The organism is Streptomyces sp. NPDC003247, from assembly GCF_042888135.1.
Taxonomy (GTDB): Bacteria; Actinomycetota; Actinomycetes; order Streptomycetales; family Streptomycetaceae; genus Streptomyces.
This window is the reverse complement of sequence record NZ_JBIAPF010000007.1, coordinates 482,556-507,326: the sequence shown is the minus strand read 5'-3', so window position 1 is coordinate 507,326 and position 24,771 is coordinate 482,556. Positions and strand designations below refer to the sequence as shown.

Here is a 24,771-nt window from a genome sequence, read left to right as displayed (position 1 = left end):
GCACACGGTCGTCGGTGTGGTGCTTCGCACGCTCGGCCCGGACCATGTCGTCGAGCCCGGCCGCCACGTCCCGCTGCCGCTCGTCGTCCGAGTGCTGATAGATCAGCGCGGCCTTCTCGGAGGACTGGCCGGCGCGCACCATCGTGTCCTTGAGGGTGGCGCCTGAGCGGGTCGAGAGCGTGTGGCCGGTGTGACGAAGGTCGTAGAAGCGGAAGCCGTCCGGGAGGCCGACGGCCGCGCGGGCCCGGCGCCATTTCCGGCCGAAGGAGGTGCGCCGGAAGGGCGCGCCCTTCTCACCGACGAAGACCAGGCCGTCAGGCCCCTTCTCGGCGAACCAGGCCTCGACGAGGTGTGCCGACTCACGGCAGGTGGCCGCGGCTTCGGCGAGGGACAGATACGGAGTGCGGATGCGGGACCAGCCGCCGGAGGTGTCGCCGACGACGGCCAGGCCCGGCAATTCGTGTGCGATGGAGCAGGCCGCGTAGACCGCTTCGGGCGCGATGTCACCGAGCGCCATCTTGGCGGAGGCTTCGTCGTTGACGCGGTGGCTGACACGGCCGGTGAGCTGGGCCCGCAGCATGGTCGCGCCCTTGCCGAGTTCGGCGCCGAAGCGCTGCCCGCACACTTCGAGGTAGATGCCGGCCGCACGGCCGAGCTGGGCGAGCCGGATGAGGTGGGTGACCATCTCGTCCCGCCGTTCCTCGTCCTTGCGGGTGGCGACGAGGAAGAGTTCGGCCACCTCGTCGACGAACAGCACGATGGGAGCCGGGCGTTCACTCTTCGGCAGCCCCCAGACGTCGGACGTGATCTCTTCGTGCGGGGTGCCGGGTGCGATGCCTTGTCGGGCCTTGATCAGGTCGTATCGGTCCTCCATTTCCTTGACCAGGACCGGCAGCAGCTCGGCCGCTTCGTCCGGGTCGGTCGCCAGCGCGGACAGCCGCGAGGCGAAGGGCGCCAGTTCGACACCACGCTTGCAGTCGATGCCGACCAGGGCGACGGGTTGGGCCGCGAGGCCGGCGATGAGGTGCCGGAGGTACATGGACTTGCCGGACAGCGTGGCGCCGAGGACGAGTTCATGCGGTACGGCGCGGTAGTCGCGGACGAACGCGGTCGCGTCCTCCCGCAGCGCCACCGGCACCCGGAGAAGCCCGTTGTCGACGCGGCGAGGCATCCGAACCTTGCGTAAGACGTCGTAGCCGACGAGCCGGAGTTCGACGACACCGGGCTTGACGTCCCGTACGTACACGGCGTGAACGCCCCAAGCGTGCCGCAGCCGTTCAGCTGAGGCAGCCACATCCGCGGGTTCCTGACCGGGGGCGAGCCGTAGCCGGACCCGGAGACCGGTCGAGGTGGGCCGGATGAGTCCGCGACGCGGAGGAACCGGCCGTACCTCCCGCCGGGTGGTGGCGCGGACGGCCAGGGCCCGCCAGCGGGACGACTCGACGGTCAGCCCGCAGGCGTCCATGGTCGAGGAGTACGAGGCCAGCAGCCGGGCCACCGAGAGCGGCAGCCCGACCGTGGACCAGTACGCCGTCGGATGGGCGTGCCGGGCGTAGGCCGCGCCGCCGATCATGGCGAGCGGTGCGCCCAGCTCGGCCAACGTCACCAGGTCGGGCACGTCGATCAGCCCGCCTGCGCCATCTGGAACGTGCCGGGCATGACGGCCGTGGCGCGGTAGGCGATGCCGTGCCGCTGCTGGCCGTTGAACACGCTCTCCCAGGGCCGGGCGACGAGCCCCGGCAGGGAGACCGGGGAACCGACGGCCAGGCCGTCCGTCACACCGCTCTCCGGGATGGTGACCTGGATCAGCGACGAGTCGCCCTCGTCGATGTAGACCACGCCGATGGTCATCAGCGCCTCACCGCTCACGGCGTCCTTGGCGATCTCACCGGTCTGCCGGTCGCGCACCTTCGGCGCCGGCGCTTCGGTGAGCAGGATCGTCGCGGTCGAGGCGTCAATGCGGATCACACGCACAGAGGTTTCTCCTTCTGAGCCGATCAACTCGCCACCCGACAAGTTGACTTAGCAAGTTCGAAGATAGAGACGACAGGTTGACTTGTCAAGTGAGAACCGGGGGAAGTGGCAGGCAACTGCCCCCCAGCCGAGCTCAGTTCAGCCGGTACGTGTCTTCCAGCTCCTGCCGATCGGCAGGAAGCAGCACGTCGGAGACTTGCAGCGCCTGCCCGGAGGCGTCACACGCGACGACCAGGACGCTGAGGACGGGCACGCCGTCCGGAAGCTCCAAAAGCTCTGCTTCATCCCGTTCGGGCAACCGAGCCGAGACCCGTTCCGTCACGTGGTCGAAGCGGACCTTCTTCCGCGCTTCCAGGTGCGCACGGGTCCCACCACTCAGAGGCGCGGCACTCTCCAGCTCGGTGCCCTCGACGAGGCCGGCGGGGAAGTACGACGAGACAAGCTCGACGGGTTCGCCGTCTTCCTCGACCAGGAACCGGCGCATCAGAACCTTCGCGCGCTTCGGCAGCCCGAGCACGGAGGCGACGCGCGCCGGAACGGAGACGTGACCGACGTCGACGAGCCGCCCCGAGGCACGAGACTCGTCGCGCGCGAGCGCTTCGCTCCCCCGACGGTCTTTCTGTTCAGCCCCCGCGGGACGCCCGCGCACGATCGTGCCGTACCCCTGCCGGGACTCCAACCAGCCGTCACGCTTCAGCAGCTCCAGCGCCCGGACGACGGTCGGGCGGGACATCCCGAAGGACTGCACCAGCTGGTTCTCACTGGGCACGCGAGTGCCGGGCGCGTACGTGCCGTCCTCGATGCGACGCTGAATCGTCTGGGCGAGGCGCACGTACTTCGGCGCCTCCACTTCATACGCCATGAAAACCGCCGCCCGTCGAGATTGGCCAAGTCAACCGGTCAACCAGACTAGCGACGAATCCGCCGGCGCAGTACCGGGGTGCCGCCCTCACGACGGCCAGGCGCAGGCGACCACGAAGGAGACCACCGTCCCGCCGAAGCGGCTGGGGCCGGAGTGCCAGGACTCGGCGATCGAGTCGACCAGCAGCAGCCCGCGCCCGTGTGCGTCGTTGGCGTCCGGGTGTCGCAGTCGGACGTTCGCCGGGAAGCCCGGGTTGTGCACCTCGACCCGCAGCGAGGCGCCCTCACGGAACCACTCGACCCGCACGTTCCAGGGGTCGTCGGCCTGCCCGTAGCGGATGGCGTTGGTCACCAGCTCCGAGATCATCAGCACGCACTCGTCGACGGAGCAGGCGGGGTTGTAGGGGGCGATGAACTTCCGGAACCAGCGTCGGGCTCGCGGAACGGACTCGGCGGTCGGATGCAGGGTCATCGCCCCGAGCCGCGGTGAGTCCTCAGAGGGGTAGCGGTCGATCCTGTAAGCCATCCGCGGCCACTCCTTGCCGCTGCCGTCGCAGTCGAGGCAGCGCCGCTTCGATGTGGCACGGTCGCGGTCGGCAGCAGTGGCGAGCGCAAGGGACGCACGGGGACCGATTCGCTTCCAGCCACGGCCCCGGCAGCCCCGGCAAGGTAAGTGCGCTCCCCGGTCCAGCCGCTGACTCGTCACGCCATGCCCCCTTCCGATCAAGTGGCCTTAGCCACTTTCTGGATAGTGGCATTAGCCACTCGCGGCGCGCAAGCCGTTCCACCGAAGTGACGTCACCTCAGGTGAGCGGATACCCCTGCTCGAACGCCCAGCGGTGCGGCGGGTACGTGGCTTCGGCGAACTCCAACGGCCGGTCCTGGAGGTCGAAGACGACATGGTGCACGATCAGCACCGCGCTTCCGGGCGCGAGCTGGAGGTCTGCCGCCTCCTCGTCGGTTGCCTGCCGGGCACACATACGGTCTTCCGCGTAACTCCCCTTGCGGCCGGTCACGTTCTCGACATACATAAGGGTGCCTTCCTGGATCCGTTCCGGCTCCAAGAGCTTGGGCGCCCGCTGCCCGACGTCCGGCGCGAACCACGACGTGGAGAGCGTGATGGGACCGTCCTGATTGTTGGTCACCCGTCGTCGGTGCACGGCCCGACGGTCCTTGACCAGGCCCAGCGCCTCAGCGACATGGTCCGGCGCATCCAGCCACCCCGCCGACGTGATCACCGCGTACTCACCGGGCGTGTAGATCTTCCCGGTCTGCCGGGCCCGCCCGTACAACTCGCGCGCCCGCCGGTTGACTTCAAGGCTTCGCACGTAGGTACCGGACCCCTGGCGCTTCTCGACGAGCCCCTGATGGCTCAGCGCCTCCAACGAGCGCGCCGCGGTCGGCCGGGACACCTTCCAGTCAGCCGCCAACTGCCGCTCCGACGGAACCTCGTCCCCCGGCCTCAGGTCACCCCGAAGGATCTGATCGCGGATGAAGTGCGCGATCTGGAGATACTTCGGCTGAGCTTCCTCAATCTGAGGCATGTCCTGTCCCCTCCTCGCCCAAGTGGCTATAGCCTCTAGCCACTATAGGGTGAATGGTCAAGACCCCACCCCGTAGTCTTGGGCCCATGACGCGGTTGATCGTCGCAGCAGGAGGAGGGGGCGACGCTGTCGCCGCCGCAATGCTTCAGGCCGCCCTGTACGGGGACGACGACCAGGCGGTGATCCTCACCTACGCATGGGACCGCTTGCTGATCGACCCGCTACCGGGCCCCCGGGGAGCCGACGACTTCACCGGCCTGGAAGCGCTCACCCCCGCTGTCTGGAGAGTGCCGGCGGAAGCCCGCCCCATCGCGCCGGCAGGTTCCACACTCCCCCGACTGGCGGCAGACCTCCCGCAACACACCTTCGCCCTGATCGACCCGAAGGACGGCGCCGAGGGCGTCACACGCCAGCTCGAAGACCTGGTCACCCACCTCAGGCCGATGTCGATCGATCTCCTGGACGTCGGCGGCGACGTGCTGGCCCGAGGCGACGAACCCACCCTAAAGAGCCCACTCGCCGACTCCCTGACACTGGCAGCGTGCTGCCAGATGAACGCACCCGTACGCCTGTTGATCGCAGGCCCCGGCCTGGACGGCGAACTGTCGCACGAGGACCTGCGAGGCATACTCGGCCCACTCGTCCACACCTTCACCGCGACGGACACGGAGTCGATCAGCCAGGTCTTGGAGTGGCACCCCTCAGAGGCAACAGGCATGCTCGCGGCAGCAGCCCGAGGCGTACGCGGCACATGCGAAGTCCGAGACGCCGGCCTGCCCATCCCCCTCACCGACGAGAGCCCGACGCTCCACGAGGTTGACCTGGACGAGGCCGTGGGCCGCAACGAGTTGACTCGCGCCATTATGTCGACCACCACCCTGGACGAGGCAGAGGCACTGAGCCGCGAGATCTGTGGCTTCTCCGAGATCGACTACGAGCGGAACAAGGCTCTCTGGCTCAAGGACCAGCGGTCGACCAAGCTCGACGCCGAGTCGGTGCTACCCCAGCTCGCCCAGTTCGAGGCAGCCGCCCGAAGCCGCGGAGTCACCCACACGACGTTCCGCCGCCTCACCGAGGTGCTGAACCTCAGCGGCTCACAGCGCGATGACCTGCGCCGACTACTCATCGACAGCCGACCGGAGCAGTTCGCGTCCCCACTGTGGCACATCCCAAACGCCACCTGAGTAACAACCTTCTTTACGGGTTCAAGGCGGCTCGCTCCGCTCCCCGCGCGCGGCCCGGCCCCCGGCCGGGCCTGCGCTCCTGTCTCCGCCCCGCTCCAGCCCGGCCGGCGCCCGTGCCGCGCACAGCAATCAGCCGCCTGACCCCAGAGAAGGGGTACGTCGTGGCTGGGGCGGTCGGCTCCGCAATTTTAGGCAGCCACTTTGGCGCGAGCCTCGAAGATCATGGCCCCAACGTCGTGCTTCACCGGGCAGGTCCACAGACTGCCCGACTCGCCGGAAGCTTACGGGGCCATGATCACTCGCGCCAAAGCAGCTCCAGGCCAAAATCGCTCCGCCGACCTGTCACGCCCGACAGCGGTATTACTGGGCCGTTGTCATCTGGGCTGCGTGCTGGTCTGGGCGGGGCAGGCGGTTGAGCTGGTCGTTGCTGGGCGTGCGGGTACCGGGGTCAGGGGCGTGCAGACGGGTGTGGCGGCTCCGATGAGTTCGACCAGGCCGGTGCCACCGGTGGGTGGGACGAGTTTGGACCAGTTGTTGGCCAGCCAGACGTTGCCGGACTGGTCGATCTGGATGGCGGTGAGGTGCTGGATGGAGTTGCTGCGGTAGCCGTGGGGCGGCGTCAGCAGGGAGCCGGTGGAGGAGCCGGGCGGGCAGGCGCTGGTATTCACGCCGCACAGGACGGAGACGGAGGGGGCGCCGAAACCGGCGATCCATATGCGGTCGGATCCGTCGATGGCCAGGGACCAGGGTGCGATCGTGGTCGGCAGTTTGTACTCGCCTGTGATCTTTCCGCTCGGCCCGATTTTGGTGACTGAGTTGCTGACGAAGCTGGGCACCCAGACGTTGTTCTTGGAGTCGACGGCGAGTGCGAGGGGCCAGTCGAGTGAGTTGTCCTTGATGGGGGAGAACGAGGTCGGCTTGAAGTCGGGGCCAATCACGGTGACGCTCCCGCCGACGTGGCCCTTGGGTACGCGTGTGTCCAGGAGTTTTGCCCCGTTGAGGCGGGCGTTGCTGACCCAGGCCCGGCCGTAGCCGTCGATCTGGATGGAGAACGGGTGGTCGAGGCCGCCGCCCTTGATGGTGATCGCCTTTGAGGGGTCACCGTGTGGGTAGACGATCACGCTTCCCTGGCCGCGGTTGCCTTTCAGGCCGTAGAAGTTGGCGATCCAGATGTTGCCCTTCTGGTCCACGGCGGTGCCCTGGGGGTGGTTCAGGTCGCCGTTCTTGAATCCTGTGCCGGGCGACAACGGCTTTCCGGTCGACGAGTACTTCGACATGGCATCGCCGCCGTAGCTGGGCACCCATACGGAGCCATCGTGGTCGATGGCGATGCCCCAGGCGCCTGCCTTCATGCCGCCGCCGCTGATGGGGCTGTTCAGGGTGGGGTTGCCCACCGGGTCCTGCACGGTGACGTAGGGGCTGGGGTTTCGCGTTCCGGGCAGCCAGTTGTTGGAGGCCCAGACGTTTCCCTTGGCGTCGATGGCCATCCGGCCGGGGGCGTAGACGTCGGGGGCGGTGTAGTGCAGGGCCAGGACCCAGGCCTCCGGGGCCGAGGTGAGCGCGGGGGTGTAGGTATGTGCCCGGCCTGCCAGGGCGTACAGCTTGCCGGTGGCCAGTCTCGGGTTGTGGGTGAGGTTGAGCACTGCTTGTGCCGTGTCGGCGGGAGTGGTCCCGTGCTGCGGTGTTGCCAGGCGCAGCATGTCCTGGCATCTCCCGGTATCCGCTCCCGGCGCACAGAGGGAGACGAGGTTGGCCAGGGTGCCGAGGGTGGCCAGAGTGTCGTTCTTGGTGCCGTTGTTCTGGTCGGTGACGACCTTGCCGGGCCTTCCTGAGGCCGGGTCTGCGAGGTTGTAGGACGTGGCTGCGGCGTTCTCCAGGCCGGGGCTAGGCCCAGTGATGCCGCGCTGGTCGGTGAACTGGGCCAGTGCGTAGGTGGCGGCGACGGTGGTGAACTCGTTGACCGTGACAGCGGATTCGAAGCGCTGCGGCACACCACCGCCGGGGCCGACTCCCACGACGGAGCGCAGACGCAACGACCGGCCGCCAGCGGGTACGGCTTCGACGTACAGCACCGAGCCCGTGCGCTGGCTGGGCCGGATCTGGAAGGTTCCGTTGGCGTCGGTGGTGGCGTGTCCCAGTTCCCGAGTGCCTTGCCGGTCTCCGGCGAAGAGCGTGACGTCGGCGTGGGACAGCGGCTTTCCAGCGCTGGTGGCTGTGCCGTGCAACGGGGCCGGCGTGCCGGGAGGCGTGGTTGCGGGGAGCCCCGTCAGGACCAGTGCCATGGTGGCCGATGCGGCAAAAGCGGCGCCTGGAAGGGGTCGGCGGGGCTTGGCTTTCCCAACGCTGCGACGAACGCGGAGTGCTGATCTGCGGGGGTGAATGGTCGAGGGAAGCAAGGTCGGCGCCTTTCGTCATGTCGGCTCGTGTCAGAACCTGCGCTCACAGGCGGGGTCTAACCCATCAACCGAATGTCACGACTTCCCGGAGAGACTCCCGACAGCGGCCCTCGTACGGTCGTGATCACAGCGCCCCGGTTCGGCGCGATCGGTTCCTATCCGTTGCTGCTGTTCGGGTCGCGCAGCGTGAACCATCCGATCTTGCGGCTGGACAGCCAGATCAGGCCCAAGTACAGGTGTGGGTCGACCTGGCGGAGCTCATCGCGCACGCCCCCGAACACCAGCGACGTGTTGGAGTAATCGATGACGATGCACTCCTGGCCGTCCAGACGGCTGGGGCCCGGCCCGACCATGGCAACGATGGACAGCATGTCCAGCGGGAAGAGTCGATTACTGAGGTAGCCGTCGGGGCTGAAGACTTTGCCCCGCCACCAGAACAGATGCACCAGGCGGGCGAGCAACCGCGCCCCCGAAAGCCCCGCCCCTGGCAAGATCGCTAGACCCTCCATCGGGCCTTTGGGGATCTCACCCGCCGGAATCTTGCGAAAGAGCTCCTCAAGCTGCTTGTCGTCGGTCTTGAGGAGCTCAGTGTCGGTTGGCATCACGATCTTCCTTCTCGCCGTCAGTCCCGCTCTGCTCCACGCCTCCGGAGACAGCCCGAATTGAGAGATGGGGTGCCGTATTGCACAGGCCTGTGGAATTCGGGTCGCTGCCCGGAAACGCCTGTGGCCCCGGACTGATCGAGTGGAGGCTCCCAGGCATCGCGGCGATCTAGCGCTCAGTGCGGGGAGCACTGCGACCATCGTTGGCTTTCAATCCGCCACTTTCTCCATCCTGAACCCCATACAGGCGGCTCACAACCGCTGGCGAACTGCTGCCTTGTCGCACTGGTGCGCGGCGCGTGCTGCGTCGTGGTCTGCCTGTCCGATTCCTGGCACCAACACCCACGGACAGCGGCGATAGGCGCTGAACCTCTGCAGACCATCGGTCGGCGACTCCGGCCGTTTGACCGACACCAGAGACGTCCCGTGATCGACCTGATAAGGATCTGGCCGGAAGCAGTACAGCAGGGGAATACAGCAACCGTCCTCGTCCGGCAGCGTCCTTGAGGAGCCGTAAGGCGACCGGTATGCCCTCACCGACCGATCCACATAGAGCTACGGATCAGAAGGCGTCTGACATCCACGGCTGACATCAACGACGCCGGACGGGGATGTACACAAGCATCTCTGTCCGGCCACCGCACCAGCCGACGGCAGCAGCCGGAGCGACCTTGGATCGAACTCCTAACTAAAGCGGGTGTCACAGGCTCGAATCCTGTCGGGGCACAAGCCGAAGGGCCAGCTCAGGAGGGGTTTCCTCCCAGGCTGGCCCTTCGTCGTACCCGGACAGTGAGCCTTTTCCAACCTCAGTTTGAGCAGGTGAGATGAAGGGTGAGGACGGCCTGGACGAGGCTGGTGATGCGGGTGGTGCTGCACCGGAGCTTGCGCAGGAGCCGCCAGTTCTTGAGGGTCGCGACGGCGGGTTCGACCAGGGCCCGGATCTTGGCCTGCGAGCGGTTCACGGCCTGCTGGCCTTCGGACAGGTTCTCCCATCGGCCTCGGAACGGCACGCGGACAGCCGGTCCGGCGCCCTGGTAGCCCTTGTCGGCCCAGCACAAGATGCCTGCGGAGGCGAGGCCTTCGAGGATGCCGTGTTCGCGGGCGGCGCGGATGTCGTGGATGGCACCGGCCAGGGCGGGTGAAGCCCACAGCAGGAGTCCGGCCGGGTCGGCGAGGACCTGGACGTTCATGCCGTGCTTCTTGTGTTTGCCCGAGTAGAACGGCCGGTCGGCGGCGATCCGGTCGATGGGCAGCAGGGTGCCGTCGAGCAGGACGAACGCCTTTGCTGACGCTTCGCGGAGGGCTTGTTCGAGCGTAGGTGCCAGGGCTGCGAGGAGGTCGACGGCTTCGGTGACGTAGCGGTATGCCGTGGTCGTGCCGATGCCGAACCCGGCGGCGAGCTGGGCGTAGGGGTGCGCGTTGCGCAGATGGGCGAGGGTGAGCAGGGCCTGTCGGCCCGCGCTCAGCCGGCGCCACCGGCTGCCGATCGCACGACGTCGTTCGCGGATGCGGGCAGCGAGGAAACGAAGGTGCGAGCTGGACAGGTCCAGTCCGGAGGGGTAGACAAGCACGTGAAGCCTCTGGCGGATCGGGTGATCTTGGTCGTGAACCCGTCTACCAGGGGCTTCACTCGCCTGTCACGCCAACTGCTGGATCACAACGGCAGGTTGGAAAACGCTCAGTGCCACACGCGTACCACTACAGCTGCGTGGAGGCCGGGATCCTCTGGCCGAAGGTCTGCTGTGAACCGCGGCACGTACGTCATGCCCCACCTGACTAGGTCAGGCGAGCTTCTTCAACTGGGCGTCGACGATGTCCTGCGGGATGGTCGGGGGCTGGATGGGGTTGAGGGACAGGAAGGTGGCGATGGTGGAGTCCTGTCGGACGACCAGGACGGTGACGGGGATGCTGGGTCCCCCGCTGTCGACGACCTGGGTAGCGTCGAATGCGAGTGTCTCGTCGCCGTAACCGGAAACAGACCGGGACTGGGAACCGGAGTACCCCAGTCCAGCACCTGGGTGGGCAGCGGACGGGCGCATCTCGGCCGTGGCGCACTTCGGAAGCGCTGTGCGCAGTTCGGTCATCACCGTGCGGGCGTCGGCAAGGGGGTAGGACGTCAGGCCGACACTCGCGTGCTGCCCGAGATCGTCGGAGACGGACACGACATCCTGGCTGACCTGGGCCGTGAAGTCGTGCAGGCTGCCCAGCTGTGCGGCCGCGTAGACGGGTCGGCAAGGGGCGGGCGTGACGGCGCGGTAGGTCGTGAGCACGTCGTGATCCACCGGGCTGCCCTGGCCCGTGACGGTGTTGACGGTATAGCCGGGAACATCGTGCGCGGTCAGCGCCAGGCGGTCGAGGCCCTTCTGGTCGAGGCTCTTCCCGGCCGCGGAGGCAGGCGATCCGGATACCTGCTGCGGCGTCGAGCTCGCAGACAAGGTGGACCCGCCGGTCGCAGGCTTTCTACCTTCGCCGGCATCGTCCCTGCTGTCCGCATCACACGCGCCGGTCAGCGCCAGCACTAACAAGACACCCGCCGCCGCAACGACCCGTCTTCCGACCGTAGAAGCATTCATCATTCGCCCCCCGGTGCCCCGACTGGGAGCACCCGCACAAGAAGCCCCGGCATGTGCCGAGGCTGACGTTCTCAGGGAGCCTAGCGGGAACTGGCGAAGTTCCCTTCGCCTGCACCGAGTTGAGATGCAGGCCCCGGCCCGTCCGGGCCATTGCCCCGCAGACCTGGCTAGTCCGAGGGGACCTCTCTGCCCCCCTCACGGACGCCGCACCACAAGCGCACCAGATAGAGCGGGGAACAGCGGGGAACCACGGTGAAAACGACCGAGCCCCACGAAGCCGCGCCACGGCCGTTCACCAAGGTCAGCGTCCAAACCGGCACCAAATGACCGCAGCTTCCCAAGCTGAGAGCGCGAGTTCGATTCTCGTCACCCGCTCCAGATCGAAGGCCCAGGTCAGAGACCTGGGCCTTTTGACTGGCCGGGCCGGGGCGGCGGCAGGGCCGTTGCGGAAGGCTGTCGCCGACTCTGCCGCATCCGTGGTCAGAGGATCCCGTCCGACCGGGCTCAGCTGCGTGGACGATCGGTCCGGGTCAGTGGCTCTGTCGTTTGAGTTCGCGTACCGCCGCGGGCAGTGCGAGGCACAGGGCGAAGGAGGTCGCGAAGCCACCTCCCCCTGCCAGAACGACATCCGTGGTGCCAACGCCTGACCGGGATACCAACAGGCTGACGAAGAGGCCGATCACCATGGAGCAGGCAACGTACAGTGCCAGCCACAGTTGCCACGTACGTGCGGAACGGGCTGTCGATTCGGGCATGGGACGTAGATCCTTTCGAGAGTCACGGGCGAGACGGAGAAGGGACGCGCGGGGGCCCAGCGACGGGCAGGCCGTCACCGCGGCTCGACCAAGCCATGCAGCAGGTGTTCGGCGAGCTCAGCCCGTAGCCGACCAAGTGCCGAGACGTACGAGGCGTACGCGTCGGCGCGCCGGCCGAGCTCGTCGAGAAGATCCACGCTGCGCCGTTGCAGACCGACCGGCGGAAAACGCACGGGAAGGTGGCCCAGAGCAGCAGAGCTCAGCGACGGGGCTGCCGTGGCCGCTGCGCGGTGGGACATCCACTCGCGCGAGTACCGGAGGCCCAGGTAGGCATGGAGGTACAGGGGGTCGATCTCGACATTCAGGCGTACGCGCAGGCGCATCACGTTCGAGCTGAGCAGCCATCCCGCCTGCGTGCCGGAGACCAGCGCGGGTCGTTGCTGCGCGCCCGTGCGTACGCAGACGATGTCGTTCGGGAGCAACTCGAACTTCTTGAAGCGCTCGGCCGTCTCCCACGGCACGCGGTCCCGGGTTGCGTCCCCGATCCGTCCGTCAACGAGATCCTGCGGGAAGACCAGCGGAACACCGGCGTCCGCAGTGCGTGCCGTTGCTGGTAGGCGGGTGTATGACGGGCCGGGTTGGATGTCGCACAGGTCCTTGAGCACTGCCTCGTTCCAGCCGCCAGTTCCCGATCCCGTGCGGTAGCCGTGCCCAGCTTCCCTCGCCCGCCGCTCCAGCAGACGTAGCTCGTCCGCATGCTCCACCACCGACTCACCGGCTTCGAGCAACTGGGCCGTGACGGGAGCAGCGCCGTAGTTTCCGCTCCCCAGGTAGTCGGCAGGGCGGAGTGAACATCCCTCGTCGGCGACGACCTCACGGGCCACGACGACAGCGGAGAAGCCTCCTTCGGCAGCACGCACCGCGTACTCGCTGTGCGGGCACTGCTCCCCGTCGAGCCATGGGCGGACCACGGCCGTGATCGCGTCGCGGTCCGTGTCCCGCAGCACGCGCCGACGCCCGACCTTCGTCCCCAACTCCTGGGCGTCGACGAACAGGATGCCTTCCCTCGCCGGATGCTCCGCTCGTCGCAGCACCCACAGGGACACCGGCACGGGCGTCGCGGAGAACAGGTGGGACGGCACCGTGATGACGCACTCCACGGCCCATCCACGGACAAGAGCGCGGCGGATCTCGCGCTCGGCGGTGTTCACCGAGTTGCCCGCCTTGACCGGCATGACCACCACTGCGCGACCACCGGGTACCAGCGCGCCGAGGGCGTACTGCACCCAGGCGAAATTGTCATTGCCCTGTGGCGGTGATCCGTACGGCCAGCCTCCCGCTCGGCGGCCGGGGCCGGGTGCGTCGCTCATGTTGAACGGAGGGTTCGTCAGCACCACGTCGACACCGTGTGCGTGGTTCGGTGGCCATCGGTCGGACCGGGTGCTGGTCAACTTCGGCCGTACGCCGAGGTGGAGAAGGTACAGACTCGCGACTGCTTGCAGTCGGCCGTCGAGGGTCTCGCCGTACAGGGTCCCGCGCGCGCCTCCGATGTGACGGTGCGCAGCCGCCAGCATCTCTCCCCCTCTCATGTAGGGGTCGAGCACCGTGGTCTTCTGTCCCGGGGTCAGTACGAGTGCCGCGGCCAACGAGGCCAGGCCCACCGGGCTGCAGAACTCCGAGCTCTGCAGCCCTTCCCTGGCGCTGAAGGACTCCCACACGAGTTGGAAGGCGCCGACGCCTGTGCCTGCCGCCGTCCGTACTGCCGTGGTGAGGTCGTCCCAGCTCCGCGGTTCCAGTTGCAGCAAGCTGCTGCGCATGTCGGTGCGGTCGCCGTTCCGCCGCAGCGTGTCCTGCGCCATGTCGCCGAGGGAGCGGAGCAGCGATTGCACGTCTCGGGCCCCCTGGCCGGCCGACATGACGTCCTCGATCCGGCGCCACCGCTCCGGTTCCGCATGTCGTACGTACATCACGATGAGACAGAGATTCACGTAGTCCGCCATCGTCGCCGGGCCGCGGACCCGGTCCGCGAGTCGGCCCATAAGCTGATCGACGGCGTTCTTGTCCTCTGTCCCGGTGCGCTGAACACTCCCCACGGCTTTCGATTCCGCAGACGGTCGGTCACCGCCGGCCCCCCGGCGGAATCGGTCGGCGTAGGTGGTTCCCGCCTGCTCGCCTTCGCGCAACTGCGATTGAGGAATGGTGCGGTCCGTCAGCCACCGCGTGATCTCGGTCTCGTGGAAGAGCTCCGTATCGCCGGAGCGCACAGGGGTGGGAAAGTCTTTGTGCCGCCGGGCCCAGTTCGACACGGCCGGACGCTTGACGCCCGCACGCTCAGCGATCTGGTTTCGGGTGACAAGACCGGTTTGTTCGTCGTCCGCCAACTGCACGTCGACTCCTGTTCGTTGGGCCGGTTGAGATGCCGACGTGAGGACCGTACGAGGAAGGGGACGTACGATCCAAACGCGCATTCACAGTGCTCACTGAGTCCGCACGGGCGGAGTGGTGGGCAACCGACCCTGCAAAGACCGCGACAGAGACGAAAGAAGCACGTGAAAACGGGTCTGGTGATGTCCCTGCGGCCGGATCCTCTGACCAGAGTCAACGATTACTGGGCTTAACAGTTGTCTCGGCTCCTGCTTCTCGTGCCGCCCTGGGTTTTCGACGGTGGGTGACGCCGAGGAGGTAGGTGGTGGCGACCACCGAGATCAGGGCCTGTTCGGGCACGGCGCATTCGATGGTGCCGGCGACGTCAGGTCGGCGACGAACGCGTCAACCATCGCGCGCAGCGGGTCGGGACTCGCCGCGGCGAGGTTGTTCTCGGCGAGGACGTGCAGGGTCACACTGTCGGGTGCGGTCATCGTGCCGATCTCCTTCGAGGTGGGACACTTCGAAGATCAGCCGACGGCTGTTCGTCCATGCGGGCCTTACCGCGATGCCCGAAAACCTCCGGACCAGGTCGAACCCATGCACCAGTGGGTGCTGAGCAGGAGACGGCACATCGCCCGGGGGTGCCAGGTGGCCACCGAATGCGGGACAAGCGAGGGCACGGTCAGGCGGACCAGGCGCGGATCACCGCGCCGATGAAGCACTGCGGAGCGCAGAGGCGGTAGTTCCCGCCGAGCATTCGATGAAGGCTCACGCATCACCAGCGCACCAGATCGGGCAGGGTGCAGCCCAGAGTCACGGAGACGGCAGACGTCGCCATACTGCGACTGCCCTCAGAGCGCTGATCATCGGGGTGAGCGGCTCGCTCTTCGTCACGAAAGTCGGCTTCGGAGCCTCGGCTCAGACCTTCTCCGCGCTCAGGCGCGGATGCTCCGCAGTGAGCAGCCCGATGTCTTCCACGTCCGACGTCAGGATCGTCACCGGGCCGGGATGCTGCAGGGCGGTCGCGCACAGCATGGCGTCGATGGCGTACTTGTGGCCGTGCAGCCCCGCTGCACGCAGCAGAGCGGCAGCGGATTGCGCGAGGGTTTGGGTTACCGGCTCGACACTCAGGCGGGACAGGGTCCACTTCAGTGCGGCGTCGTTGATCTTCGGGTGGATCACCTCGACCAGCACGGCGGCCGAGGTGATCACTGGCAGGTCCGCGTCGCGAGCCGCCGCCAGCCACTCGTGGATCTCCCGATCACGCTGTACGGCCTTCGCCAGGCCCTCGCTGTCCAGGACCAGGGCACCGCTCACGCGGCCGCCCCGGCGTTCGAGCCTCCGGCCAGCCGGGCGCGCTTGGCCGCCACGGCAGCAGGGTCGGCCGGGCCGTGCACCTTGTCGAAGTCCGCGATCAGCTCGTCCAGGTTGTCGCGCTCGATCTGGCGCTGGGCCGCCTTCTCCAGGTAGGCCGAAACGCCTCGCTTGCCGACCCGCTCACGGATCGCATGCAGAGTTCCGGCGGTCAGGGTGACGGAGATACCACTGGTGGGGCCATCGCCGGGCGGGAAGTCAACGTCGTCATCAGTCACACGTCGATTATGCCATTGGATATGGCATAGCGCTCGGCGAGGTGCACGGGACTGTGAGCGGATGACGAGGGAATCCAGCGCGGAGGCCAGGTCTTCGAGTGGGGGCACCACCCACGCCCTTCAGGGAGTGGTGAGCGTGGATGGCGTCGCGGTGCAGAGGCTGAACCAGTTCCCGACAGGAGTTCGCGGTGTGGGGACACGGTCGCCGAACCGCCGTCTCTTCCCCGTGGGCGGTGGTTGCCGATCGGGGCGGCCGTGGCCGTCTCGATGGTGGTGGTTCCATGGTCGGGGCCGCAGTCTCCAGGATCATGTCCGACCTCCCGCGGCGTCCTCCCGGGCCGCGTCCGACGCCGTGCGTCGGCGGACCGGCCCCGTCAGAGGAAGGTGACGCGCGCGAGTCTGCTGTCAAGCCAGTCCCGTACGTGGGTCGGCTGGGCGAGAGTGCCGGGATTGTGCGGCTGGTTGAGGTCGGTGACGATCTCGGTGATGATGCGGCGCCGTTCCTCCTCGTCGGTGACGGGGACGGCGCGGGCCGGGAGGTCCGCCCGGATGCCGGGCTTCAGGTGGAAGGTGAAGTCCGGGTGGGCCATGAGGTTGGCGTACCAGCTGGTGGGGCGGCCCGAGGTGCCGCTGCACAGGCAGGTCCGGCCCGACGCCCGGTAGAAGAAGATATCGATCCTTCGGGGGCGGCCGGTCCGGCGTCCGGTCGTGGTGAGGTCGATGATCCGCTCGCGCGTGCCGGCGGCGGGGGCGATCTCGATGGCCGCGCGTACCGCCGCGTCCACGGGGTGCTCCTTTCCCTTGGTTGGCGGTTCCCTTGATTGTCGGACGAGAAGCGGGCGGCGATCCTGCGCGCGGCCACCCGCCTGTTCCTGGACTCCGGATACGACCGGACGTCGCTGGCCAGGATCGCCGAGGCCGCCGGGGTGTCGAAGGCGACCCTGTTCAAGCAGTTCCCGACCAAGGCGGCGCTCTTCGACGCGATCGTCACCGCGTCCTGGCGGGCGGGGGACGGGGGCGAGGAAGCCCCCGCCGCCGGGCGACCTCCGCGCCGGCCTCGCCCTGATCGGCCGGCGCTATGTCGCCCTGCTCACCCGCCCGGACATGGCCGACCTGTTCCGGATCGTCATCGCCGAGCTGCCGCGCTTCCCGGAACTGGCCGAGTCGCAGTTCAACCGCGGCAAGATGCCCTACTTCGAGTCAGTGCGCCGCTATCTGGAGGCGGAGCGGGACGTCGGCACGGTCGTACTGGACGATCCCGGACCGGCCGCGACCCAGTTCCTCGGCATGATCTCCAACTGCGTGTTCCGGCCTCGGAGGCTCCTGCCGCACCGGGCCCCGGACGGTCCGGCCGTCGAGCGGGTCGTCGACGAGGCCGTCCTGATGATGGCGGCCAGGTCCGCCGCGGCCTGAGGCGGTGTCCGCCTGCCGTCCGGGCCCGGCGGCGTCGGCGCGTCCCGCTCAGCGGTCGGCGAGCGCCCGGATCTCGTCGGCGATCAGCCGGGGGTCCTCCTCGGCCATGAAGTGACCGCAGGACACCGTGCGGTGCCGCAGGTCGTCGGTCCAGGCGCTCCACAGGCCCTGGGCGTGGTAGCCGAGCGCGGCGCCCCAGTCCTGCTGGAGCACGGTCACCGGCATGGCCAGCCGGTTGCCCGCCTCGCGGTCGGCAGTGTCGTGGTCCACGTCCACGCCGGCCGAGGCCCGGTAGTCGGCGACGATGGAGGGCACGGCCGCCGCGGACGCGGTCAGGTAGTGGTCGCGGACGTCGGCGGGGATCGCGTCCCGGTCCTTGGTCCAGGCGTCGAGGAAGTGGGCGAAGAAGGGGTCGGCGGACGCCTGGATCATCTCCTCCGGCAGGCCGGGGGCCTGGGCCATCAGATACAGGTGGAATCCGACCGCGGCGGAGACTCCGCGCAGGGCGTCCCACATGTCGAGGGTGGGCAGCACGTCGAGGAAGAGGGCGCGGGCGACGGTGTCCGGGTGGTCCATCGCGGCGCGGAAGGCGACCAGGGCGCCGCGGTCGTGACCGGCCAGGGTGAACCGGTCGTGGCCCAGCTCGGCGGCGAGACGTACGACGTCCCGGGCCATGGTCCGCTTGGAGTAGACCTCGGGGCCGGTCTCGGCGGGCTTGTCGCTGGCGCCGTAACCGCGCAGGTCGGGACAGATGACGGTGTGGTCGGTGGCGAGGTCGGCGGCGACGTGCCGCCACATCAGGTGGGTCTGCGGGAAGCCGTGCAGCAGGACGACCGGGGCGCCCGCGCCGCCGACGGCGGCGTTCAGGGTGACGCCGTCGTCGACGCACACGTGGTGCTCGGTGAAACCGGGGATGCTCGGGGTTGTCACAGCGATTCCTCTGGGTCGTGGCAGAGTGGACGTTCCGGGCCCCTGACCTCGGCGGTCCGGGTCGTCCGGGGACGTCACCCAGGTTGTGGGCCCCGGATCAGCGATCGATGAGTGGACACGCGGCACCCGCCGGGGACGGCGCCGCCCGCGAAAGGACCCGCCGTGGGCGTGGAGTTCGGACTGCTGGGGCCGGTCGCCGCCTGGGACGCCGACGGCTCGGCCCTCCCGCTCGGCGCGCCCCGCCACCGGGAGGTCCTCGGACGGCTGCTGATCGCCCGGGGCAGGGTGGTACCGGTCGGCCGGCTCGTGGCGGACCTGTGGGAGGACGAACCCCCGGCGGGTGCGGTGGGCGCGGTCCGCACCTTCGTCGCGGCGCTGCGCCGTGTCCTGGAGCCCGGTCGCCCTCCCCGGCAGCCGTCCCGTCTGCTGGTCACCGACGGCCCCGGCTACGTCCTGCGGGCCGGCCGCGAGGCGGTGGACGCCTGGCGGTTCGAGGACACCGCCGCGCGGGCCGCCGAGGCACCGCCCCACGCGGCGGTCGCCCTGTGGGACGAGGCGCTCGCCCGCTGGCGGGGGCCGGTGCTGGCCGACTTCCCCGCCGCCGCGTGGGCCGCCGCCGAACAGGCCCGGCTGGAGGCGCTCCGCCTCGACGCGGTCGAACGGCGTGCCGACGCCCTGCTGGCGACCGGCGCCGCCCGCGCTGCCGTCGTCGACCTGCGGGCCCATGTCGCCGCCCACCCCGGCCGGGAGGACGGCTGGGTCCTGCTGGCCACCGCGCTCGACCGTGCCGGACGGCGCGGTGAGGCGCTGGACACCCTGAGCCGTGCCCGCGCCGCCGTCACCGCCGTCACCGCCGGCGCGAGCGGCGGGTACGGCCCCGGAGGCGCCCTGGCCCGTGCCGAGGACCGCATCCGCGGCGGCACCGCCGGCTCCGCGACCGAACCGGCCGGGACGGCCGACGGCGTCTGGGACCGGGCGGCGGCCTCCTATGACCGCTCGGTGCCCGCCCGGTCCCGGGCCCGGCTGCACGCCACCGCCGGCCTGCTGCGCGACCTCGCGGTGACCGGCCCCGACGGTCTGGGGGAGGCGCACCGGCACCGGCGGGATCTGGTCGCGGCGGCCGAGACGACCGGCGACCCGGAGCTGGCCGCCAGGATCATCGGCTCCTACGACGTCCCGGCGGTGTGGACCCGTGCCGACGACCCCGCCGGCGCCGGTGAGCTGTCCCGGGCCGCCGCCCGCGCCGCCGCCCGGCTCGGCCCCGGCGGGCCGGCCGCGCTGCGCGCCCGGCTGCTGTCCGTCGTGGCGGTCGAGTCACGGGGCGATGCCGCCGCCGACGCGCCGCTTCCCCGGGCAGCCGACGCCCCCGCCACCGAACCGTGGCGGCAGCGCGCCGGACGCGCCGCCGAGGAGGCCGTCCGGCTCGCCCGGCGCCTGGGCGACCCCGCGCTCCTGGCGTTCGCCCTCAACGGCGCCTTCATGCAGTCGTTCGCCGGCTGCGGGTCCGCCGCCCGCAGGGACACCCTCGGCCGTGAACTGACCCGGCTGGCCGTCGACCACCAGCTGCCCGGTCACGAGGTCCTGGGCCGCATCGTCCGCCTCCAGGCGCTCGCCGGCCTCGGCGACCTCGCGGCGGCGGACGCCGAGGCCGAGGAGATCGACCGGCTCGCGCACCGCAACGAACGGCCGCTCGCCGCGGTGTTCACCGCCTGGTACCGGGCGCTGCGCACCTGCGAGACCGACGGCTGGCCGGCCGCCCGCCCCCGGTACACGCACGTCCTGGCGGAAACCGCCGGCTGCGGCATGCCCGGCCTGACCCGGGGAGCCGCCGTCCTCGTCGCGCTGGTCCCGGTCATGCGCGGTGACGCCCTGCCCGACCCCGACGACTTCGCCCGCCTCGACGCCGGTCCCTACCGGCCGTGGCTCGACCCCTTGCTGCTGGCCGCCTCGGGCGCCACCGACCGGGCCCGCCGGGCACTGACGACGGTTCCCCGGCCACCGCACGACCTCCTCCAGGAGGCACTGTGGTGCGTACTCGCCCGCGCCGCCGCGTCCGTGGGGCATGTGCCGGTCCTGCGCCGCGCCCGCGAGGAACTCGCCGCCGCCGGAGCCGAGTACGCCGGCGCGGGCAGCGGCCTGGTCTCCTTCGGCCCGGTCACCCGCCACCTGTCGGCCGCCGACGCGGCACTCGGGGCGCGCGTCCCCTCGCCCACCGGGCCGGCCGCCGACGGCGCGTAGGAGCGGTCACGGCTCGCGGCAGGACGCACCGGGCAGGACTGAACGGTGCCGGGCACGGACCGGGCAGGGTGAGCGGTGCGAGGACGGACGGGCCGGGCTGAGCGGTCGGCGGACCGACCCGGCCGCACAACACACCGGGGGCGCCGATCCCGGTGAACATGCCGTCCATGCCGCCGGGCGCGTACAGGAAGTAGATCCGGGCGGGGTCGTCCTGCTGAGGTTCCTGCACGAGTGCCGCACGCCCTTGGACACGTACACGACGCCGCCCGCCCGGACCTCGTGCTCCTTGTCCCCGGCGGTGATGACCGGTTCGCCCTCGATGACGATGAAGGTCTCGGACTCGCGGTGGTGTGTGTGGGGCGGGGGCCCGGCGTCGGCGGGCAGGACCGACTCCACCAGGGACAGTTCGCCGCCGGTCTGCGCCGACGTCAGCAGGGTGGTGTGGGTGTGCCCGACCAGGAACACGGGCTCCCCGCCGTCGGGCGGAACGTGAACGGGGGGAAGGCGAAGAGACACTCACGGATTCCTTCTGTCGGTCCGGGAACACGGGCAACGGCCGCCCCCCACGGCAACACGGCGACACGGCGACACGGGAGTTCGGCTGTGCCGGAGTCTTCCGGGCGCCGTCGGCACCGGCCAGGCCACCGTCTGCCCGCCCCCTGCTCGATGCCGCTCACCGATACCCACCCGGGGGGTCGGCCGTCGGCCGGAGCCGGGTGTCCTTACGCCGAGGGCCCCCGTCCGCTCTCGACCAGGCCCCACGCGTGGGCGAACAGTTCGGGCAGGGTGCGGGTGGGGAGGGGAAGGGGGTTCTCCAGCCGGCCGTTGTACGAGCGTTCCACCCCGAGCAGGTCCGCCTTCCACGCCTCCATGGGCTGGTAGGGCTTCCCGGCCGGGATCCATTCGCCGGGGAGGAAGAGCCGGCGGCCCGCCCGGGCGCGCTTGTCCTCGACGGCCAGGCCGCGCTCGACCAGCACGGCGGCGGCCTTCTGGTGCCGGGCGGCCTTCCAGCCGTTCCAAAGACGGACGTTGCGGTCGCTCGGCGCGCGCAGGGTCAGCAATTGCAGGTAGAGCGCTGCCGCGTCCTCGTCGACGCCGAGCTCGCCGACGACCTGTGCCAGCACGTCGGGCGCGGAGTGCACCGGATGCGTCTCGTACGCCCCCGAGGGCGGCGACGTGGCCTCGATCCGCTCGACGATGCGCGCGCAGGCCGGGCCGCGCAGCCACTCGACCAGCTCGATCTCCGGGGAGTAGCGGGAGTCCGCCCGGGCCGCCAGCAGCGTCCGGGAGCGCTCGTCGTCGCCGTAGAACGCCGGGCGGAAGTACAGCGAGGGCTGGAACCGCTCGCCTCTGCGGTCGACGGCGCCCTCCACGGCCACGGTCAGCCCGTCGTCGACGCTCGCGACGTCCAGCGGCTCCGGGCCGGTGTAGGGGCGCGAGCCGAACCGGTCGTGCACATCGGCGACCATGCGCCCCACCGCACCGCTGAGGACACCGGCGTCCAGCAGCAGGCCCGGGTGGTTCAACCGCTCCCGCAGCGCCCGTACGAGGCCGGGCGCGCCGGCGCGGACCGGGTCGCCTGCGGGAAGCTCCGCGTAGACCCAGAAGAGGTTCGGGACGACGGTACGCAGGGTGTCCTCGAAGTCCTGGAGGTCCCAGCCCCCGGCGGTCGGGAAGGGGTGGTAGTCGCTGTCGCGGATCCAGGTGTCGAGGTCCGAGCGGAGACCGCGTATCGACTCGGGGTCGGTGAACGCCGCGCAGAAGCGGCCCGCCGACAACAGGAACGGACGCAGTTCGACGACCGCGTCGAAGGTGCGCTCCGGGACCACGGTCCGCCGGCCGTGCCGCTCCCGCCACGCCCGCGCGATCCGCTCCGCCACCGTGCGCATGCCCTGCGGCTCCCACAGGTCGGCGGGGTCCTCGGGCAGCACGTCCGCCACCAGCGCGAGGCGGTCCGGCGAGCCCGTCCGGCCGGGCTCGCGGACGCCGTCCTCGATCTCGGCCACCTTGAGCCGGTGGATCTCCCGCTCCCTGGTGTCGAGGCGCGGGACATACCCTCCGGCGAGCACCCCCGCCAGCGCGAAGGACGCCGCCGCCCGGCCCATCCCCGTGCCGTCCCTCAGCACGCCCACCGCGTCGAGGTCCCACGGCACCGGCCCGCGCTCCCGGACGAGGTCCAGCAGCCGGCGCACCTGCTCCGCACTGCCCCACCCCCGCGGGACGTCGGTCACCCCCTCGATCTCCCCCAGGCTCGGCGGATCCGCCTCCCCCGTCCGCAGGTCGACGAACGTCCGCAACCCGTCGGCGGCCCAGCCGACCACGACGGCCGCTCCCCGCTCGTCCCGGACGGCCGCGGGGTCGCCCTCGGCCACCCGCACCAGACCGGTGCGTATCCGGGCCCGCGGATCGGCGAAGGGGCTGTCCGCCCAGATCTCCAGCAGCGCGAGCAGACGCCGGCGCCGCTCGTCGCGGGTGGGCTCCACGACGGCACGCAGCGCCACGGCACCGATACGCCCGATGAACCGCGCCCAGGAGCCCTCCCCGGCCCATCCCGGACCCTCGTCCGGCGCGGTCGGCGACCACGTCCCGGCCAGATAACGCCCCGTCCGCTCGATACCGGCCAGCGCCCCCTTGCCGCTCCAGTACCCCGAGCCGTCCACGAGCCCGTCCAGCGCGACCCCCACCTGATGATCGTCCAGAGCCACCGTCCCGGCCCGCGCCGTCAGCAGCTCACCCGACGCCATCCCGTCTCCCCGCACCCCGCTCGAACGCTCCATGGGCAGATCATGGCGTACGGGTCTGACAACGGAGGGCGGCCTCTGATCGGCCGTCACATGGTGACGGAGAACTCGACGGGGAACTGCGGTCGTGGGACACCGGCGGCCTCGCCGAGCTGCGCCACACGCCGGACGTCCACGCCTGCCGGCTGGCCGGCACTGGGCTCGGCAAGGAGAGCTGGGCAACGCTCATACCGTCTCTGCCGTACACGAAGACGTGCCGCTGAGCCTGGTCGGCCACGGAACACGGCGGTGATGCCGTCGTCTCCGTGCCTCGCCTTCTTCGGCCTGTCGGAGCCGAGGGGGCCGAGGGGATCGCGTGGCGTCGCCCTGGTGGGTGACCTTGTAGGTGGCCTTGCCGCCGTCGGGGGGGGTGATCGCTGTCGAAGACGCGGCGTAGGGCATGTCGGTGACCATGGGGACTGATCGATCGGGGGCCCGACAGGCGTACGGGTCCGTGTCGGACCTCGTACCGCCCCGCCCTACCCCGCGGGCTCCCACATCGTGACGGCGAACCTGATCTGCTCGGGGGCGTCGTTGACCTCCTTGTCGGGGTCGTCGGTGCCGACGAAGCCGGTGATCTCGGCGCGGACGATGTCGCCCTTGTCGGTCACGACGCAGAACACGGTCTTCGCCGGGACCTTCCACTCGGTCATGTACGTCTCGCCGAAGCCGCCGGTTCGGGCCGCGCGGGCGCATTCCTCTGCGGTGGTCGGCGCCTCCGCGGCACTCAGCTGGGCGGCGCTACGGCCGTCGCCGAGCTGGAGGTAGCCGTAGTAGAAGTCGTGGTACGAGAGGTCCGGTGCCAGGGTGGCGCCGGTCTCCTGGGCGTTCGCCTCCAGCTCGTCCCACTCGTCGTAGCTGTAGCTCCGGGCCTCGGGGGCGTCGAAGTCGATCGTGGAGAGATGCTCCTCCGAGATGCCCAGGCTCATGGGCTGGTCCTCGTAGACGAGCTTGTACGAGGCCGGCGCCGTCGACGCGGGTCCGGTGGGCGTGTCCTCGGTCGGGGAAGCGGGGGGCGTGGGAGTCGGAGTCGCCGGTGCCTCGCTCGGCGGGGACGTCGTGTCGGAGGGCAGGACCGTCGGCGTGGGCGCCGGATCGCCGCCCGATCCACCGGCCAGCACGGGGATGAGGGCGATGATCACTCCGAAGAGGCCGCCTCCGACGGTGGTGATGACCGCACCGATGAGACCTATCTTCCCGGCTTCGCTCAGACCGTTGAACCAGGCCTGGGCCCTGCGCGCCCGGGACGGTCGCGGAGGGTCCGGCACGGGGCCTGTTCCCGGGTCGGGGCCTGTTCCCGGGTCGGGGCCTGCTCCCGGGTCGGGACCTGTTCCCGGGTCGGGACCTGTTCCCGGGTCGGGGCCTGCTCCCGGGTCGGGCGTCGGGTTCGGGCTGTTGGGCTGGGGCGGGGGTGCCGAGGACAACTGAACTCCTGGACCGGGACGACTGGTTGGAGCCAGCAGCGTAAGTGCTGCGCGCCACGTCGGGCGCGTGTGCCGGGCGGCTGTCGGTGCCCGCCGCCCGTTCCGCGCCCGAGGCCCGGGTCGGGGACCTCGGCCCCT

General features: G+C 70.1%; 21 protein-coding genes and 2 pseudogenes. 4 read left to right on the top strand and 19 right to left on the bottom strand.

Annotation, left to right across the window (positions count from 1 at the left end; genetic code table 11):
• Positions 1 to 346 precede the first annotated feature (346 nt).
• The 5 genes and pseudogenes from ACFYWQ_RS25810 to ACFYWQ_RS25790 all read right to left on the bottom strand — a co-directional run.
• Positions 347 to 1,618, bottom strand: a pseudogene (locus ACFYWQ_RS25810) (FtsK/SpoIIIE domain-containing protein); the annotation flags it as partial.
• A 5-nt stretch (positions 1,619 to 1,623) separates the two neighbouring features.
• On the bottom strand, positions 1,624 to 1,974 hold the full coding sequence (locus ACFYWQ_RS25805; RefSeq protein WP_389519235.1) for a hypothetical protein: 351 nt from the start codon (positions 1,972 to 1,974) through the stop codon (positions 1,624 to 1,626).
• A 133-nt stretch (positions 1,975 to 2,107) separates the two neighbouring features.
• Positions 2,108 to 2,836 (bottom strand): GntR family transcriptional regulator, encoded by a 729-nt coding sequence (locus tag ACFYWQ_RS25800; RefSeq protein ID WP_389519234.1) that lies wholly within the window; start codon positions 2,834 to 2,836, stop codon positions 2,108 to 2,110.
• An 87-nt stretch (positions 2,837 to 2,923) separates the two neighbouring features.
• On the bottom strand, positions 2,924 to 3,361 hold the full coding sequence (locus ACFYWQ_RS25795; protein ID WP_389519232.1) for an ATP-binding protein: 438 nt from the start codon (positions 3,359 to 3,361) through the stop codon (positions 2,924 to 2,926).
• Between the two features lie 277 nt (positions 3,362 to 3,638).
• Positions 3,639 to 4,379: a GntR family transcriptional regulator gene (locus ACFYWQ_RS25790; RefSeq protein ID WP_389519230.1), complete on the bottom strand. Its 741-nt coding sequence runs from the start codon at positions 4,377 to 4,379 to the stop codon at positions 3,639 to 3,641.
• Positions 4,380 to 4,465: 86 nt separating this feature from the next.
• On the opposite strand from ACFYWQ_RS25790, the gene ACFYWQ_RS25785 reads away from it, so the two are divergent.
• Positions 4,466 to 5,563 carry a DUF1152 domain-containing protein gene (locus ACFYWQ_RS25785; RefSeq protein WP_389519228.1) on the top strand — a complete coding sequence of 366 codons (1,098 nt, stop codon included), beginning with the start codon at positions 4,466 to 4,468 and terminating at the stop codon, positions 5,561 to 5,563.
• A 374-nt stretch (positions 5,564 to 5,937) separates the two neighbouring features.
• Here ACFYWQ_RS25785 and ACFYWQ_RS25780 read toward each other — a convergent pair whose 3' ends face one another.
• The 10 genes from ACFYWQ_RS25780 to ACFYWQ_RS25735 form a co-directional block, all read right to left on the bottom strand.
• Positions 5,938 to 7,788 (bottom strand): hypothetical protein, encoded by a 1,851-nt coding sequence (locus ACFYWQ_RS25780; protein WP_389519226.1) that lies wholly within the window; start codon positions 7,786 to 7,788, stop codon positions 5,938 to 5,940.
• Between the two features lie 326 nt (positions 7,789 to 8,114).
• On the bottom strand, positions 8,115 to 8,561 hold the full coding sequence (locus tag ACFYWQ_RS25775; RefSeq protein WP_389519224.1) for a hypothetical protein: 447 nt from the start codon (positions 8,559 to 8,561) through the stop codon (positions 8,115 to 8,117).
• 806 nt (positions 8,562 to 9,367) lie between these two features.
• Complete coding sequence (locus ACFYWQ_RS25770; protein ID WP_389519222.1) at positions 9,368 to 10,132, bottom strand: IS5 family transposase; 765 nt, start codon at positions 10,130 to 10,132, stop codon at positions 9,368 to 9,370.
• Between the two features lie 210 nt (positions 10,133 to 10,342).
• A complete protein-coding gene (locus tag ACFYWQ_RS25765; RefSeq protein WP_389519221.1) occupies positions 10,343 to 11,080 on the bottom strand; it encodes a hypothetical protein in 738 nt (245 codons plus the stop codon).
• Positions 11,081 to 11,664: 584 nt separating this feature from the next.
• Positions 11,665 to 11,889, bottom strand: coding sequence for a hypothetical protein (locus tag ACFYWQ_RS25760; RefSeq protein ID WP_389519220.1), 225 nt, complete (start codon positions 11,887 to 11,889; stop codon positions 11,665 to 11,667).
• Positions 11,890 to 11,963: 74 nt separating this feature from the next.
• Positions 11,964 to 14,276, bottom strand: coding sequence for an N-6 DNA methylase (locus ACFYWQ_RS25755; RefSeq protein ID WP_389519218.1), 2,313 nt, complete (start codon positions 14,274 to 14,276; stop codon positions 11,964 to 11,966).
• Between the two features lie 318 nt (positions 14,277 to 14,594).
• Entirely contained in the window at positions 14,595 to 14,747 is a 153-nt protein-coding gene (locus ACFYWQ_RS25750) for a hypothetical protein (RefSeq protein WP_389519216.1), read from the bottom strand.
• Positions 14,748 to 15,174: 427 nt separating this feature from the next.
• Complete coding sequence (locus ACFYWQ_RS25745) at positions 15,175 to 15,573, bottom strand: PIN domain-containing protein (RefSeq protein WP_389519214.1); 399 nt, start codon at positions 15,571 to 15,573, stop codon at positions 15,175 to 15,177.
• Positions 15,570 to 15,848 carry a hypothetical protein gene (locus tag ACFYWQ_RS25740; protein WP_389519212.1) on the bottom strand — a complete coding sequence of 93 codons (279 nt, stop codon included), beginning with the start codon at positions 15,846 to 15,848 and terminating at the stop codon, positions 15,570 to 15,572. The genes ACFYWQ_RS25745 and ACFYWQ_RS25740 overlap by 4 nt, the downstream gene beginning before the upstream one ends.
• Before the next feature lie 374 nt (positions 15,849 to 16,222).
• Positions 16,223 to 16,633 (bottom strand): nitroreductase family deazaflavin-dependent oxidoreductase, encoded by a 411-nt coding sequence (locus ACFYWQ_RS25735; RefSeq protein WP_389519211.1) that lies wholly within the window; start codon positions 16,631 to 16,633, stop codon positions 16,223 to 16,225.
• Between the two features lie 36 nt (positions 16,634 to 16,669).
• Here ACFYWQ_RS25735 and ACFYWQ_RS25730 point away from each other — a divergent pair.
• Both ACFYWQ_RS25730 and ACFYWQ_RS25725 read left to right on the top strand, forming a co-directional pair.
• Positions 16,670 to 16,774, top strand: a pseudogene (locus tag ACFYWQ_RS25730) (TetR family transcriptional regulator); the annotation flags it as partial.
• A gap of 178 nt (positions 16,775 to 16,952) precedes the next feature.
• Positions 16,953 to 17,261 carry a TetR/AcrR family transcriptional regulator C-terminal domain-containing protein gene (locus ACFYWQ_RS25725; RefSeq protein ID WP_389519210.1) on the top strand — a complete coding sequence of 103 codons (309 nt, stop codon included), beginning with the start codon at positions 16,953 to 16,955 and terminating at the stop codon, positions 17,259 to 17,261.
• Between the two features lie 48 nt (positions 17,262 to 17,309).
• Here the strand turns inward: ACFYWQ_RS25725 and ACFYWQ_RS25720 are convergent, their stop codons facing one another.
• Positions 17,310 to 18,191 carry an alpha/beta fold hydrolase gene (locus ACFYWQ_RS25720; RefSeq protein ID WP_389519209.1) on the bottom strand — a complete coding sequence of 294 codons (882 nt, stop codon included), beginning with the start codon at positions 18,189 to 18,191 and terminating at the stop codon, positions 17,310 to 17,312.
• Positions 18,192 to 18,353: 162 nt separating this feature from the next.
• Between ACFYWQ_RS25720 and ACFYWQ_RS25715 the strand changes: the two genes are divergently transcribed.
• Positions 18,354 to 20,429, top strand: a complete 2,076-nt coding sequence (locus tag ACFYWQ_RS25715) for a BTAD domain-containing putative transcriptional regulator (RefSeq protein ID WP_389519208.1) — start codon at positions 18,354 to 18,356, stop codon at positions 20,427 to 20,429.
• A gap of 6 nt (positions 20,430 to 20,435) precedes the next feature.
• Here ACFYWQ_RS25715 and ACFYWQ_RS25710 read toward each other — a convergent pair whose 3' ends face one another.
• From ACFYWQ_RS25710 to ACFYWQ_RS25700, 3 genes are all read right to left on the bottom strand, one after another.
• Positions 20,436 to 20,894 carry a cupin domain-containing protein gene (locus tag ACFYWQ_RS25710; protein WP_389519207.1) on the bottom strand — a complete coding sequence of 153 codons (459 nt, stop codon included), beginning with the start codon at positions 20,892 to 20,894 and terminating at the stop codon, positions 20,436 to 20,438.
• 257 nt (positions 20,895 to 21,151) lie between these two features.
• Positions 21,152 to 23,206 (bottom strand): hypothetical protein, encoded by a 2,055-nt coding sequence (locus tag ACFYWQ_RS25705; RefSeq protein WP_389519206.1) that lies wholly within the window; start codon positions 23,204 to 23,206, stop codon positions 21,152 to 21,154.
• A gap of 482 nt (positions 23,207 to 23,688) precedes the next feature.
• Positions 23,689 to 24,477, bottom strand: a complete 789-nt coding sequence (locus tag ACFYWQ_RS25700) for a hypothetical protein (protein ID WP_389519205.1) — start codon at positions 24,475 to 24,477, stop codon at positions 23,689 to 23,691.
• Between the last annotated feature and the right edge of the window lie 294 nt (positions 24,478 to 24,771).

Excerpts from the sequence above, each read along its gene's own strand:
- ACFYWQ_RS25800 (WP_389519234.1), bottom strand. The coding sequence starts at position 2,836 with ATGGCGTATGAAGTGGAGGCGCCGAAGTACGTGCGCCTCGCCCAGACG.
- ACFYWQ_RS25795 (WP_389519232.1), bottom strand. The coding sequence starts at position 3,361 with ATGGCTTACAGGATCGACCGCTACCCCTCTGAGGACTCACCGCGGCTC.
- ACFYWQ_RS25790 (WP_389519230.1), bottom strand. The coding sequence starts at position 4,379 with ATGCCTCAGATTGAGGAAGCTCAGCCGAAGTATCTCCAGATCGCGCAC.
- ACFYWQ_RS25785 (WP_389519228.1), top strand. The coding sequence starts at position 4,466 with ATGACGCGGTTGATCGTCGCAGCAGGAGGAGGGGGCGACGCTGTCGCC.
- ACFYWQ_RS25775 (WP_389519224.1), bottom strand. The coding sequence starts at position 8,561 with ATGCCAACCGACACTGAGCTCCTCAAGACCGACGACAAGCAGCTTGAG.
- ACFYWQ_RS25760 (WP_389519220.1), bottom strand. The coding sequence starts at position 11,889 with ATGCCCGAATCGACAGCCCGTTCCGCACGTACGTGGCAACTGTGGCTG.
- ACFYWQ_RS25750 (WP_389519216.1), bottom strand. The coding sequence starts at position 14,747 with ATGACCGCACCCGACAGTGTGACCCTGCACGTCCTCGCCGAGAACAAC.
- ACFYWQ_RS25725 (WP_389519210.1), top strand. The coding sequence starts at position 16,953 with ATGGCCGACCTGTTCCGGATCGTCATCGCCGAGCTGCCGCGCTTCCCG.
- ACFYWQ_RS25705 (WP_389519206.1), bottom strand. The coding sequence starts at position 23,206 with ATGGAGCGTTCGAGCGGGGTGCGGGGAGACGGGATGGCGTCGGGTGAG.